8 protein-coding genes are annotated in these 14,458 nt (G+C 71.7%); 2 read left to right on the top strand and 6 right to left on the bottom strand.

Annotated features, from left to right (window positions below):
- Positions 1 to 219: 219 nt before the first annotated feature.
- The 5 genes from ACIO5D_RS19795 to ACIO5D_RS19775 all read right to left on the bottom strand — a co-directional run bounded on the left by ACIO5D_RS19795 (position 220) and on the right by ACIO5D_RS19775 (position 9,788).
- The gene (locus ACIO5D_RS19795) at positions 220 to 5,169 is read right to left on the bottom strand and encodes an NAD-glutamate dehydrogenase (protein WP_400796708.1); all 4,950 of its coding nucleotides are present in this window, start codon (positions 5,167 to 5,169) and stop codon (positions 220 to 222) included.
- A 287-nt stretch (positions 5,170 to 5,456) separates the two neighbouring features.
- Complete coding sequence (gene pruA / locus ACIO5D_RS19790) at positions 5,457 to 7,082, bottom strand: L-glutamate gamma-semialdehyde dehydrogenase (RefSeq protein ID WP_363611665.1); 1,626 nt, start codon at positions 7,080 to 7,082, stop codon at positions 5,457 to 5,459.
- A gap of 151 nt (positions 7,083 to 7,233) precedes the next feature.
- Complete coding sequence (locus ACIO5D_RS19785) at positions 7,234 to 7,890, bottom strand: HAD family hydrolase (RefSeq protein WP_363611607.1); 657 nt, start codon at positions 7,888 to 7,890, stop codon at positions 7,234 to 7,236.
- 82 nt (positions 7,891 to 7,972) lie between these two features.
- Positions 7,973 to 8,482 carry a DUF6912 family protein gene (locus ACIO5D_RS19780; protein ID WP_363611606.1) on the bottom strand — a complete coding sequence of 170 codons (510 nt, stop codon included), beginning with the start codon at positions 8,480 to 8,482 and terminating at the stop codon, positions 7,973 to 7,975.
- Between the two features lie 121 nt (positions 8,483 to 8,603).
- Positions 8,604 to 9,788, bottom strand: a complete 1,185-nt coding sequence (locus ACIO5D_RS19775; protein WP_400796705.1) for a patatin-like phospholipase family protein — start codon at positions 9,786 to 9,788, stop codon at positions 8,604 to 8,606.
- A 350-nt stretch (positions 9,789 to 10,138) separates the two neighbouring features.
- Here ACIO5D_RS19775 and ACIO5D_RS19770 point away from each other — a divergent pair, with 350 nt between their 5' ends.
- Positions 10,139 to 10,729: an Rv3235 family protein gene (locus tag ACIO5D_RS19770; protein ID WP_400796702.1), complete on the top strand. Its 591-nt coding sequence runs from the start codon at positions 10,139 to 10,141 to the stop codon at positions 10,727 to 10,729.
- A 92-nt stretch (positions 10,730 to 10,821) separates the two neighbouring features.
- Here ACIO5D_RS19770 and secA read toward each other — a convergent pair whose 3' ends face one another.
- Positions 10,822 to 13,584, bottom strand: a complete 2,763-nt coding sequence (gene secA / locus ACIO5D_RS19765) for a preprotein translocase subunit SecA (RefSeq protein ID WP_363611600.1) — start codon at positions 13,582 to 13,584, stop codon at positions 10,822 to 10,824.
- A gap of 242 nt (positions 13,585 to 13,826) precedes the next feature.
- On the opposite strand from secA, the gene ACIO5D_RS19760 reads away from it, so the two are divergent.
- A complete protein-coding gene (locus ACIO5D_RS19760) occupies positions 13,827 to 14,408 on the top strand; it encodes a GNAT family N-acetyltransferase (RefSeq protein WP_363611598.1) in 582 nt (193 codons plus the stop codon).
- Positions 14,409 to 14,458: the final 50 nt, after the last annotated feature.

Genomic DNA, 14,458 nt, shown 5'->3' with positions numbered 1-14,458 from the left:
AAACTCCGCCCCCTGCCGCCACCCCGGCAGAGAAATGCCGAACATTGTGACACGGCGTCAACCCGCACGTCACACCCAGGCCACGAACCGGTTCACGCGCAGGGTGGTCGCGCGATCACCCTGCGGCCCCGGCTCCGCCGCCGCCTCCGGCCGCCAGGGCCCCGCATACGGCGGCGGGCCCGCGTCCGAAGACGCGGGCCCGCCGTTCCACCGGTTCCGTCAGCGCATCGAACCCGTGCGGAGCAGGGTGCGGATGACGCGCATGGCCACCGACAGGCTGGACAGCTCGTAGTTGTCCGAACCCCTTATGTCGTCGAGGGTGCTCTTCGCCCGGTTCAGCAGCGTGCCGTTGAGCTCCGCCCAGGCGCTGTAGCGCTCCTCGGGGGTGGCGCCCTCGGGGCCGCAGGCCAGGATGTCGGCGGCCAGCGCCGCGTGGGCCGCGAAGAGGTCCTCGCGGATGGCGGCCCGGGCCATCGACGACCAGCGGTCGGTGCGCGGCAGTTCGATGATGCGGTCGAGCAGGTGGGTGATCTGGAGGCGGTCGGCGAGGTCGTAGTAGAGCTCGGCGACCTCGGCGACGTCCTTGCCGGAACGGTCCGCGACCTCGGTGATGTCCAGGGTCGGGAAGGTCGAGGAGAGACCCGCGACCCGGGTGGCGAGCGCCTCCGGCACGCCGGCTCCGACGAGCTCGTTGTAGACGGACTCGTACCAGGCCAGGTCGTCGCCGCGGAGCGGCTTGGGCAGCGCGCCCCAGACCTGGTTGACCCGGTCGTGGAAGAACTCGATGGTGCCGGCGATGTCGAGCGGCTGGCGGCGGTTGTTGAGCATCCACCGGGTGGCGCGCTCGACGAGGCGCCGCGAGTGCAGCCGCATCTTGGTCTGGGCGTGAGCGGAGACCTGGTTGTCCAGGCCCTCGATCTCGGACCAGATCTCCTCCAGGCCGAAGACGGCGCGCGCGGCGGTGTGCGTGCGGGCGATCTCCTCGTACGTGGCGCCGGTCTCCTCCTTCAGCCTGAAGGCGAAGGTGCAGCCGCCGCGGTTGATCGTGTCGTTGACGATCAGCGTGGTGATGATCTCGCGGCGCAGCGCGTGGTTGTCGATCGCCTCGGCGAACCGGGCCCGCAGCGCGCTGGGGAAGTACTCGTGCAGCGCGGTGCGGAAGAACGGGTCGTCGGGCAGCTCGGTGGCGAGCAGCTCCTCGGCCAGGGTGATCTTGGTGTAGGCGAGCAGGACGGCCATCTCGGGCTGCGACAGGCCGCGGCCGCTCTGCTGGCGCTCGCGGATCTGGCGCTCGGCGGGCAGGAACTCCAGGGCCCGGTCGAGCTGGCCCTGGCGCTCCAGCCGGTTGATCATCCGGGAGTGGACGTTGACCATACTGGTCGCCTGGGCGACGGCGTTGGCCAGCACCACGTTCTGCGCGTAGTTGTTGCGCAGCACCAGGCGGCCGACCTCGTCGGTCATCTCGGCGAGCAGCGCGTTCCGCTGCTTGACCGTCATGTCGCCGTCGGCGACGACCTGGTTGAGCAGGATCTTGATGTTGACCTCGTGGTCCGAGGTGTCCACGCCGGCCGAGTTGTCGATGGCGTCGGTGTCGATCCAGCCGCCGGTGCCCGCGGGCCCGCCGGACGCGGCGTACTCGATGCGGCCGAGCTGGGTGCAGCCGAGGTTGCCGCCCTCGCCGACGACCCGGGCGCGGACCTGCTCGCCGTTGACCCGGATGGAGTCGTTGGCCTTGTCGCCGACCTCGGCGTTGGTCTCGGCCGAGGCCTTGACGTAGGTGCCGATGCCGCCGTTCCAGAACAGGTCGACGGGCGCCTGCAGCACGGCCTTCATCAGCTCGGCCGGGGTGAGCCGGGACTGCTCGATGCCCAGCACGGCCCGGGCCTGCGGGCTGAGCTGGATCGACTTGGCGCTGCGCGGGAAGACGCCGCCGCCCGCCGAGATCAGCGACTTGTCGTAGTCGTCCCAGGAGCTGCGCGGCAGCTCGAAGAGGCGGCGGCGCTCGGCGTACGAGGCGGCCGCGTCCGGGTTCGGGTCGAGGAAGATGTGCCGGTGGTCGAAGGCGGCGACCAGGCGGATGTGCTCACTGAGCAGCATGCCGTTGCCGAAGACGTCGCCGGACATGTCGCCGATGCCGACGACGGTGAAGTCCTCGGTCTGGGTGTCGACGCCGAGCTCGCGGAAGTTGCGCTTGACCGACTCCCAGGCGCCGCGGGCGGTGATGCCCATGCCCTTGTGGTCGTAGCCGGCCGAGCCGCCGGAGGCGAACGCGTCGCCCAGCCAGAAGCCGTACGACTCCGCGACGCCGTTGGCGATGTCGGAGAAGCTCGCGGTGCCCTTGTCGGCGGCGACGACCAGGTAGGTGTCGTCCTCGTCGTGGCGGACCACGTCGGCCGGGTGGACGACCTCGCCGCCGACCAGGTTGTCGGTGACATCCAGCAGCGCCGAGATGAACGTCTTGTAGGACGAGATGCCCTCGGCCATCCAGGCGTCCCGGTCCACCGACGGGTCCGGCAGCTGCTTGGCGACGAAGCCGCCCTTGGCGCCGACCGGCACGATGACGGTGTTCTTCACCATCTGCGCCTTGACCAGGCCGAGGATCTCGGTCCGGAAGTCCTCACGCCGGTCGGACCAGCGCAGGCCGCCGCGGGCGACCTTGCCGAAGCGCAGGTGCACGCCCTCGACCTGCGGCGAGTACACCCAGATCTCGAACGCCGGGCGCGGGGCCGGCAGGTCCGGGATGGCCTTCGGGTCGAACTTCATCGACACGTACGCGTGCCACTCGCCGTGCTCACCGGCGTGCTGGAAGAAGTTGGTGCGCAGGGTGGCCTTGATGAGGTGCAGGAAGGAGCGCAGGATGCGGTCCTCGTCCAGCGAGACGACCTCGTCCAGCGCGCCGGACAGCTCCTCCAGGATGCCCTCGGTCAGCTCGGCGGAGCCCTGCTGGTGGCTGGGGCTCAGCCGGGCCTCGAAGAGGTTCACCAGCAGGCGGGTGGTGTGGGTGTTGTTGCGGAGCGCGTCCTCCATGTAGTCCTGGGAGAACGTGGAACCCGCCTGGCGCAGGTACTTGGCGTACGCGCGCAGCATCATCGCCTGGCGCCAGGTCAGCCCGGCGGTGAGGACCAGCTCGTTGAAGCCGTCGTTCTCGGCCAGGCCGGTCCAGGTGGCGGCGAAGGTCTCCTGGAAGCGCTCGCGAGCCTCGTCGGTCAGCTCGACGGCCTCGCGCAGCCGCAGGCCGAAGTCGTAGACCCAGGCGGTGGTGTGGTCCGAGCGGGTCAGCGCGTACGGGTGCTCGTCGAGCACCTCGACGCCCAGCCGCTGGAGGACCGGCAGGACCTCGGTGAGCGAGATCGGGCCGCCGACCCGGTAGATCTTGAAGCGGCGCTCGTCGTCGCCCGCGCCGACCGGCTGGTACAGGTTGAGGCGGAAGTCGCCCTCGCCGTGCAGCGACTCGATCTGCTTGAGGTCGGCGACGGCGGTGCGCGCGGTGAAGTCGGCGCGGTAGCCGTCGGGGAAGGCGTTGGCGTACTTGCGGGAGAGCTCGGCGGCCTTCTCCTCGCCCAGCTCGATGTGCAGCTGGTCGTTGAAGCCGTCCATCCAGAAGCGGGCGGCCTCGGCGAGCTTGCCCTCGATCCGCTCGATCTCGGCGTCGGTGAGCTGCGGCAGTTCGCTGCCCGGGGTGACCCGGACGACGAAGTGCAGCCGGGTCAGCACCGACTCCGTCGACCAGACCGTGTAGTCGATCGAGGCGCCGTTGAGCTCCTGCATCAGGATGTCCATCAGGCGCAGCCGGATGCGGGTGGTGTAGCGGTCGCGCGGCAGGTAGACCATCGCGGAGAAGTAGCGCCCGTACTCGTCCTGGCGCAGGAACAGCCGCAGCCGGCGGCGCTCCTGCAGGTAGAGCACGCTGGTGGCGATCTGGAGCAGCTCGGCGGCCGGGGTCTGGAAGATCTCGTCCCGGGGGAAGGTCTCCAGGATCTGCAGCAGGTCGCGGCCGTCGTGGCTCTCGGTGGAGAAGCCGGAGCTGGCGATGACGTCCTGGACCTTGCGGCGCACCACCGGGATGCGGCTGACCGACTCGGTGTACGCGGCGGCCGAGAACAGGCCGAGGAAGCGGCGCTCGCCGATGACCTCGCCGTTGGCGTCGAACTTCTTCACGCCGACGTAGTCGAGGTAGGACGGGCGGTGCACGGTGGCGCGGCTGTTGGCCTTGGTGAGGACGAGCAGCTTCTTCTCGTGGGCCTTGGCGCGCACCGGCGCGGAGAGCCGGCCGAAGGCCTCGCTGACCGGGTGGTGGTCCTCGTCGCGGGTGAACGGGTCGGAGCGCAGGATGCCGAGGCCGGTGCCGGCGACGGCCCGCAGGACCTCCTCGCCGTCGTGCTCGACCAGGTCGTACTCGCGGTAGCCGAGGAAGGTGAAGTGGTCGTCGGCGAGCCAGCGCATCAGCTCCCAGGCCTCGCCGACCTCCTGCTCGGGCAGCCCGGTCGGGGGCTCCTCGGCCAGCTCGTCGGCCAGCCGCAGCGCGGAGTCGCGCATCTTGGACCAGTCCTCGACGACCTCGCGGACGTCGCCGAGCACGCGGCGCAGGTCGGCCTCGATCGCGCGCAGGTCCTCGCGGTCGGTCTCGCGGTCGACCTCGATGTGCATCCACGACTCGACCACCGCGTCGGCGGGCCACCCGGTGCCGGCGGCCTGGCTGCGGGCGCAGGCGTCGATGTCGAGGATCTCCAGCAGCTTGCCGGTGATGTCACGGCGGACCACGAGCTGCGGGTGGATCACGACGTGGATCGCGCGGTCCTGGCGGGAGAGCTCGTTGGTGACCGAGTCGACCAGGAACGGCATGTCGTCGGTGACGACCTCGACCACGGTGTGGCCGCAGGACCAGCCGTTCTCCTCCACCGAGGGGGTGTGCACCCGGACCTCGGCGGTGCCCTGGGGGCGCTTGAGACCGAGGCGGTAGTGGGAGGCGGCCGCGCCGTACACGTCGACCGGGTCGCGGTCGACCAGGTCCTCGGGCGCGGTGTGGAGGTAGTAGTGGTGCAGGTACGCGGTCAGAGCGCCGTTGCTCAGACCCTCCCCCGGCGCCGCTCCCCCCACCTGGCTGTTCTCAGCGGCTGCTGCTGCCTTCTTGAGCAGTTCGGCCTTGGCTGCGTCCAGCTTGGTCTGCATGACTTCTTGGCTCCTGTCGCGCGCCGTTGCGTGACTCGGTGGTGTATGGACACGCACCGCCGGGTCACTCGCAATCCTGCCCCACCACCCGGCTGAAAGGCCTCCATGGCACGCATGAAACACCTTTACAGCGGGTAGGACGAGACGTTCGGCCTGCGGAACCACCCGACGACGCCAGCCAGCCTAACGGGCTGAAACGAAGGTGTCAGGGGACAGGGAGGCGCAAACCCGCAGGAAGATCCGTCCGTCCTGGACAGCATGTCCAAACCGGTCCGTCATGTTCGCCATCAGCCCATATGCGGGTAGCCGTGGGCGGTCGGCGGGACGAAGGTCTCCTTGATGGAGCGTGCCGAGGTCCATCGCAGCAGGTTCTGCGCGGCGCCCGCCTTGTCGTTGGTGCCCGAGGCCCGGCCGCCACCGAACGGCTGCTGGCCGACCACCGCGCCGGTCGGCTTGTCGTTGATGTAGAAGTTGCCCGCGGTGAAGCGCAGTTCCTCCACCGCGCGGGCGATCGCGTAGCGGTCCTGGGCGATCACCGCGCCGGTCAGCCCGTACGGCGCGCCGCCGTCGACCCGCTTGAGGACGTCGTCCCAGCGGGCGTCCTCGTAGACGTGGACGGCGAGGACCGGACCGAAGTACTCGGTCCGGAACATCTCGTTGCGGTGGTCGGAGGAGACCAGCACGGTCGGGCGGACGAACCAGCCGATGGCGTCGTCGTACTGGCCGCCGGCCGCCAGCTCCACGGTCGGGTCGCTCTTGGCCCGGTCGATCGCGTCGCGGTTCTTGTCGAAGGCCCGCTGGTCGATCAGCGCGCCCATGAAGTTGGACAGGTCGGTGACATCGCCGACGGCCAGCGCGTCCACCTCGGCCAGGAAGTCGTCCTTGATCTTCTGCCAGAGGCTGCGCGGCAGGTAGGCGCGGGACAGCGCGGAGCACTTCTGGCCCTGGTACTCGAAGGCGCCGCGGATCAGCGCGGTCTTCAGGATCTCCGGGTCGGCCGAGCGGTGGGCGAGCAGGAAGTCCTTGCCGCCGGTCTCGCCGACGATCCGCGGGTACGTCCGGTAGGTGCCGATGTTGGCGCCGATGGTCTGCCAGAGCGACTGGAAGGTGGCGGTGGAGCCGGTGAAGTGCAGACCGGCGAGGGCCGGGTCGGTGAGCGCCACCGGGGAGAGCTGCTGCCCGTCACCGGTCACCATGTTGATCACCCCGGGCGGCAGCCCGGCCGCCTCCAGCAGCCGCATCAGGTAGTACGCGGCCAGCGTCTGGGTCGGGGCCGGCTTCCAGACCACGGTGTTGCCCATCAGCGCGGGCGCGGTCGGCAGGTTGCCCGCGATGGCGGTGAAGTTGAACGGGGTGATCGCGTAGACGAAGCCCTCCAGCGGGCGGTGGTCGGTGCGGTTCCACACCCCCGGTGAGGAGAGCGGCTGCTCGGCCAGGATCCGGCGGGCGAAGTCGACGTTGAACCGCCAGAAGTCGATCAGCTCGCAGGCGGAGTCGATCTCGGCCTGCTGCACGGTCTTGGACTGGCCCAGCATGGTCGCCGCGTTGAGGGTGTCCCGCCAGGGCCCGGCCAGCAGGTCGGCGGCGCGCAGGAAGACCGCCGCCCGGTCGTCGAAGGAGAGCGAACGCCACTGCCGCCCGGCGGCGAGCGCGGCGTCCACCGCGGCCCGGGCGTCCTCCCGGGTGGCGTTGCCGAGCACGCCGAGCTTGGCGGCGTGGTGGTGCGGCTGGACGACGTCGATCCGCTCGCCGCCGCCGAACCGCTGCTCGCCGCCGATGGTCATCGGCAGCGGGATCTGCTCGGCCGCCAGCTCGTCCAGCCGGCGCACCAGCCCGGCCCGCTCCGGGCTGCCGGGCGCGTAGCCCCGCACCGGCTCGTTGCCCGGGGTCGGGACCTGGGTGACTGCGTCGATGGGCATGGCGGCTCCGCTCGTCGTACTGATTGACCTGGCGTCAATCCAGACTGACGAGGGACGGGCCGGTTCGCCCGCTCAGACACGCCACCGGTGGACGTGGTTCACGCCACGCCCACCGCACCGGGCCCGCGCGGGTGCCGGACCCGCCTCAGCCGGCCAGCCGCCCGGCCAGCTCAACCGCCTCCGCGAGGCTGTCCACCACCGGCACCCCGACCGGCTCCAGCTTCGCCCGGGTGTGCGAGCCACCCGTGTACAGCACCGCGTGGGCACCCACGCCCAGCGCCGCCAGCGCGTCGTCCGCCGCGTCGCCGATCAGCACCGTACGGGCCGGGTCCACATGCTCCCCGAGCGCGGCCAGATGCCTGGTCAGGTGCTGCGCCTTCTGGCCGCCGGACGGGCCGCTGCGGCCGTCCACCCGCAGGAACTGGCCGGTCAGGCCGAACGTGTCGACCACCGGCAGCAGCCGCTCGTGGTTGTACATCGACAGCAGCGACTGGCTGTGCCCGGCCTCCCGCCAGCCGCTCAGCAGCTCCAGCGCGCCCTCGGTCAGGCCGCAGGCCGGGCTCAGCTCCACGTACCGGTCGTGGAACACGTCGTCCAGCCGTAGCCACTCGGCCTCGGAGGGCATCCGGCCGAGCAGCCGCTGGTAGAAGCGGGGGATCGGGATCTCGTACTGCTCGCGGTACTCCTCCATGGTCATCGGCCCGATGCCGATGGTCGCGAACGCGGCGTTGCTCGCGCCGAGCACCGCCTCCATGTCGTGGAAGAGCGTGCCGTTCCAGTCCCAGACGATATGAGTGCGCACGCAGGGAACGGTAACGCCGGTCACCGCCGCACCGGTAGGCCGGGGCTCGCCCCAGGGGCTCCCCCGGCCAGGCCCTCGCCGGTCAGGCCAGCAGGGCGGGGATCTCCTGGGTCGCGAACCAGAGCAGGTCGTGGTCCTCGGCGCCGTCCACGGTGAACTGGGCGTCCTGGTCACCCGCGTCGGCCGCCGCCACGGCCGCCACCGCCGCCTCGACGTCCGCGACCACCTCCTGGTCGGCCACGTCCGCGTGCACCGCGGCCGCCTTCGCCAGCCGGACCGGACCGGCCAGCACCACCCGGCCGAGCGAGGCCTGGTCCTGGTACTCGTCACCGGGGAACGGCTTCACCGCCGAGTCGGCGACGTCGAGCGCCACCACCACCCGGCGGCGCGGCGCGTCCGGCTCCGCGGCCAGCAGCCGCAGCGAGGACTGGGCGGCCCGGTTCAGCGCCGCGTACTCCAGCTCCTCGATGTCGTCGCTGACGTACCACTCGCGCAGCGCGGGGGTCACGGCGTACGCCACGGACTGCTCCAGGGCGCCGCCCGGGTGCGCCGCCGCCAGGCCGTTCAGGGTGGTGGGCACGTACACGCGCATCGGTGGCACTCTCCGGTTCGTCCAGCGGCACAGCTTCCAGCGCCCCCAGAATAAGCGCCGGAGCACGCCCGTGATCACCGGTCGGCGGCGCGCGCCCCCGGTCCGGTCCGGGCCGGGCGTCTCACCGCACGCCCGCCAGGGCCGCCCGGCTGGTGCACAGCGCGCTCTCCAGCACCGCGCCGCGGCGGGCCGGGTCCATCATGTTCGGGCCCATCACCGTCAGATCCGCCAGGGTCGGCGCGAGCACCCGCACCCGGACGCCCTCCGCCCGCAGCAGCCGGGTCTCGCGCAGCAGCTGCCGGGTCACCGCCCGCCGGTAGCGGCTGACCAGCTGGGCCAGCACACCACGCGGACGGTCCCGCGCGCGCCACTCGCGCAGCGCCGCCAGGGTGCCCCGGCCGGGTTCGGCCCGCCCGCGCGGGTGCAGCCGCAGCGCCATCGGGGCGAGCACGTAGACCTCGTCCAGGGCGCGGCCGAGCAGCAGGTCCGCGTTGGTGGCCGACCAGCAGCCGCCGTCCACGTACGCGGAGCCGTTCAGCCGCACCGGCGCGAACCAGCCGGGGATCGCGCAGGAGGCCATCACCGCCTCGGCGACCTCGGCGGGCGGCGCGCCCGGGTCGCCGAAGACCACCCGGTGGCCGTTGCGGTAGTCCACCGCCGCCACCCGCAGGGCCGAGCCGTCCGGCCAGCCGCCCGGGCCGTGCAGCCCGTGCACCAGCTCGCCGACCGACGCCAGTGAGCCGCGGCCGTGCGGCGCCATCGCCGACACCATGGTCAGCAGCGGGTACTCGCGCGGGTGCCGGACGGCGTCCCGCAGCAGGCCGGGCGAGCCGATACCGGCCCGTGGGCGCGGCGGCAGCGCGCCGCCGACCGCCGTGTCGTAGTCGAACGCCGCGCCGGCCAGCGGGCCGCTGGTGACCGGCAGGCCCCGCTGGTGGTCCCGGAGCTGTTCGGCGCCCACACCGCCGGCGAGCATCGCGCCGAGGATCGCACCGGCCGACGTTCCCAGGAGCACGTCGGCGCTGCCCGGCCGCCAGCCGGTGGCCTCCTCGACGGCGCAGAGCGCCCCGACCGTCCAGGCGGCGCCCAGCATCCCGCCGCCGCCCAGGACCAGGCCGCGCCGGGGCACGCCCTCGGCGGGCGGGGCCGTCGCGCCGTCGTCCGTCCCGGTCCGCCTCTCCGGAGCCTCCGCCTGGGCCTCCGCGGCGGCCGCCGCGGCCGCTGTCGCCGGGGTCCGGGCCCCCGTGGCCGCTGCCTCAGGGGCCCCCGCGGTGGAGGCCCCTGTCGCCGATGCCCGTGTCGCCATGTCGGCCGCCTGTCGTCGTCGGGGCGCTGTCGTCCTCTCTCCGCGGTACCCGGTCCGGCTCCGATCCTGCGCACCGACCGCCGGACGGCGCAACGGCGCACCCCGGGTGACCGCCACCCGGTCCGGCGTACCGGACCGTCCCCTTTCGTGCCTTCCCGGCTGCCCCCGCACGTCAACCGCGTGCCCGTCCGATTGGGCCGGTCACCCGTCGTCCCATTGGCCAGTTCACCCGGATAGGTGAACTTTCGGGCGGGCCGACGGGCAGCGGCGAACCCGGTTGCCGCCACGCGCGGGGCGCCGCTACCAAGGACCCGTCCACAGCCGCCCCCACCCCCCACGAGGACCGGACCATGATCCACCGCACCACCCCGGCGACCCCCGTCCCCCCGACGGCCCTACCGGCCCCCGAGGCCCCCGCCACCACTACCGCCGCCACGACCGGCACCACCACCACGGGCACCGCCACCGCCCCGAGGACCGGCCTCCAGACCCGTCCTCACCACCATCTGCGCTCCACCGGCCGGTCCGCCTGCGCCGCCCGGACCGGCCACCACCCGCCCGCGGACCGGCGCCCGCGCCACCCCCGCGCCGCCTGCTCGGCCGCCGCCGGCCACGATCCCCGCGCCGCGCTGACCACCCGCTTCGCCCACCAGCTGGTCGAGGTGCTGACCGGCGCCCGGCCGTCCGGCCAGTTGCTGCGCCACACCACCCTGGACGGTTACGGCCAGCTCGCCGCCCTCGTCCGCACCGGCGCCCTGCGTCGCGGCGGCGCCACCGGCCGGCCCCGCCTCGGACCGGTGCACGACCGATCGCCCTCCCCCGACGCGGTCGAGGCCTGCGTCCGGGTCGATCTCGGCAACCGGCACCACATGGTCGCGTTCCGGCTGGAGCAGCGCGGGCCGGCCGGACAGTGGCAGTGCACCGCCGTGGAGACCCGGTGAGCACCCTGACGGCGCCGCCGCCCGCGCCAACGGCGCAGGGCGCCACCCCCGTACGGGAGCGGCGCCCTGCGTGGCGTCGAAGCGGCCTGCGATCAGGCCTTGCGGCGACGGCCCTTGGCCGACTTGGCGGCCTTGCGGCGCTCGGCGCGGGTGAGCCCGTCGCCCTCGTCCTCCGGCGCGAGGTCCTCGAAGTCGCCCTCGACGACACCGCCGCCGACCTCGTCCGAGGGGGCCGTGTAGTGCAGCCGCTGCGGCTTGGGGGCCTCCAGGCCCTTGGCCTTGATCTCGGGACGGGCGGCGTCCTTCTCCAGCTTGTCGAGCACCACCGCGGCGTCCTCGACCGGCACCTCCTCGACCTGCTGCTCGACCTGGACCTCCAGGTTGAACAGGTAGCCGACGGACTCCTCCTTGATGCCCTCCATCATCGCGGTGAACATGTCGAAGCCCTCGCGCTGGTACTCGACCAGCGGGTCGCGCTGCGCCATGGCCCGCAGGCCGATGCCCTCCTGGAGGTAGTCCATCTCGTAGAGGTGCTCGCGCCAGCGGCGGTCCAGCACCGAGAGGACGACCCGGCGCTCCAGCTCACGCATGATCTCCGCGCCGAGCTGGTCCTCGCGGGCGCCGTACTGCGCCTGGATGTCCTCCTGGACGGCCTTGGTGAGGAACTCCGAGGTCAGCCCTGCGACGCCGCCGGCCTCCTCCTCCAGCTCCTCCAGGTCAAGGGTGACCGGGTAGAGCTGCTTGAGCGCGGTCCAGAGCTTGTCGAGGTCCCAGTCGTCCTCGAAGCCCTCGCCGGTGGCGGCCTTGACGTACGCCTCGACGGTGTCGTCCATGAAGTGGCCGACCTGCTCCTGCAGGTCCTCGCCCTCCAGCACGCGGCGGCGCTCGCCGTAGATGACCTCGCGCTGGCGGTTCAGCACCTCGTCGTACTTGAGGACGTTCTTGCGGATCTCGAAGTTCTGCTGCTCGACCTGGGTCTGCGCGGAGGCGATGGCGCGGGTGACCATCTTGGACTCGATCGGCACGTCCTCGGGAACGTTGGCCATCGAGAGCACGCGCTCGACCATGCCGGCCTTGAACAGGCGCATCAGGTCGTCGCCGAGCGAGAGGTAGAAGCGGGACTCGCCCGGGTCGCCCTGACGGCCGGAACGGCCGCGCAGCTGGTTGTCGATCCGGCGGGACTCGTGCCGCTCGGTGCCGAGGACGTAGAGGCCACCGGCCTCCTTGACCTCGTCCTGCTCGGCCTTGACGGACGCCTTGGCCTTCTCCAGCGCGGCCGGGAACGCGCTCTCGTACTCCTCCGGGGTGTCGACCGGGGTGATCCCGCGCTGCGCCAGCTCGGCCGCCGCGAGGTGGTCGGCGTTGCCGCCGAGCATGATGTCGGTACCGCGGCCCGCCATGTTGGTGGCGACGGTGACGGCGCCCTTGCGGCCGGCCTGCGCGACGATCTGCGCCTCGCGCTCGTGGTGCTTGGCGTTCAGCACCTCGTGCGGGATGCCGCGCTTGCGCAGCTCCTGCGACAGGTACTCGGACTTCTGCACCGACACGGTGCCGACCAGCACCGGCTGGCCCTTCTCGTGCTTCTCGGCGATGTCCTCGACCACGGCGGCGAACTTGGCCGGCTCCGACTTGTAGATCAGGTCGGGCTGGTCGATGCGCAGCGGCGTCCGGTTGGTCGGGATCGGCACCACGCCGAGCTTGTAGATCTGGTGGAACTCGGCCGCCTCGGTGGTGCCGGTACCGGTCATGCCGGACAGCTTGTCGTAGAGGCGGAAGAAGTTCTGCAGGGTGATGGTGGCCAGCGTCTGGTTCTCGTTCTGGACCTCCACCCCCTCCTTGGCCTCGATCGCCTGGTGCATGCCCTCGTTGTAGCGGCGGCCGGCGAGGATACGGCCGGTGTGCTCGTCGACGATCATGACCTCGCCGTTCATCACGACGTAGTCCTTGTCCGCCTTGTACAGCTCCTTCGCCTTGATGGCGTTGTTCAGGAAGCCGACCAGCGGGGTGTTCACCGACTCGTAGAGGTTGTCGATGCCGAGGTAGTCCTCGACCCGGGAGACGCCCTCCTCCAGCACGCCGACGGTGCGCTTCTTCTCGTCGACCTCGTAGTCGCGGTCGATCTTGAGGCGCTGCACCAGCTTGGCGAAGTCGGCGTACCACTTGGTCGCCTGGTCCGCCGGGCCGGAGATGATCAGCGGGGTACGGGCCTCGTCGATGAGGATCGAGTCGACCTCGTCGACCACCGCGAAGTTGTGGCCGCGCTGGACGAGTTCGTCCTTCGACCAGGCCATGTTGTCGCGCAGGTAGTCGAAGCCGAACTCGTTGTTGGTGCCGTACGTGATGTCCATCCCGTACTGGCGCTTGCGCTCGGCGGGCGTCATGTTGCCCAGGATCACGCCGACTTCGAGGCCCAGGAAGCGGTGCACCCGGCCCATCCACTCCGAGTCGCGCTCGGCGAGGTAGTCGTTGACCGTGATCAGGTGCACGCCCTTGCCGGTCAGCGCGTTGAGGTAGGTCGGGAGGGTACCGACCAGGGTCTTGCCCTCACCGGTCCGCATCTCGGCGACGTACCCGTGGTGCAGGGCCGCGCCACCCATGATCTGGACGTCGTAGTGCCGCTGGCCGAGCACGCGCTTGGCGGCCTCACGGACGGTGGCGAACGCCTCGGGGAGGATGTCGTCCAGGGTCTCGCCGTCAGCGAGCCGCTGCTTGTACTCGTCGGTCAGCGCGCGCAGCTCGGCGTCGGTGAGGTTGACGAAGTCCTCTTCGATGGAGTTGACCTGGGCAGCAATCCGCTGCAGCTTGCGAAGGATCTTGCCTTCGCCGGCGCGCAGGATCTTGTCGAAGACGGACACTTGAGCGGGCTCCTTGCCTGTATTGGCACTGGACGACTGCACGGCGGGTTCACCCCACCGCACGGGCCATCGTATGCGAGGAGTCCAATGCCCCGGGAGGTGCGTCAGCACGCTATTCCCGTGTCACCCGCGCGAGCACATGCCCCGATAGCGCCGCCCACCGGGGCAAAACGGTCAACCACCCCGGCGACCGGGCCTTTAATCGGATGCACGGATTCCTCTCTGCACGGAATAATCCGGCCATGGCAGAGACCACAGAACCCCGGGAAGAGCCCGCCGTCGAGCCCGTCACCCTGACCACCGCGCGGCTGGTGCTCAGGCCCCCGCGGGAGGCCGACGTGGACGCGGTCTTCGCGGCCTGCCAGGACGCGGACATCCAGCGCTGGACGGTCGTGCCGAGCCCCTACCGCCGCGAGGACGCCGAGTACTTCGTCAACGACCTCGGCACGAACGGCTGGCGCACCGGTGCGGCCCTCGTCTGGTGCGTCTTCGAACGCGGGTCGGACGCCCTGGTGGGTACCCAGGGGCTGGTCCGCCGGCCCGGTGACGCGGGCGCCGCCGAGGTCGGCTGGTGGACGGTCAAGGAGTACCGCGGCCGCGGCTACGCCGTCGAGGGCGCCCGCGCGGTGGCCCGTTACGGGCTCACCGAGCTGGGTCTGCGCCGTCTGGAGTGGCAGGCGTACGTGGGCAACGACGGCTCCCGCGCGGTGGCCGAGAAGGTCGGCTACCGCTTCGAGGGCACCCTGCGCTCGTACGCCGAGCAGCGCGGCGTGTTCCACGACGCCTGGGTCGCCTCGCTGCTCGCCACCGACCTCGACGACTGACGCCTCCCCGCCCCGGCCGGGGCTGTCGGTGCCCCCGTCTACGCTCGCCG

Source organism: Kitasatospora sp. NPDC087315 (assembly GCF_044744345.1).
In the GTDB taxonomy this organism is placed as follows: domain Bacteria; phylum Actinomycetota; class Actinomycetes; order Streptomycetales; family Streptomycetaceae; genus Kitasatospora.
Note: the sequence above shows the minus strand (reverse complement) of the source record. Positions and strands in the feature narration are given on the sequence as shown.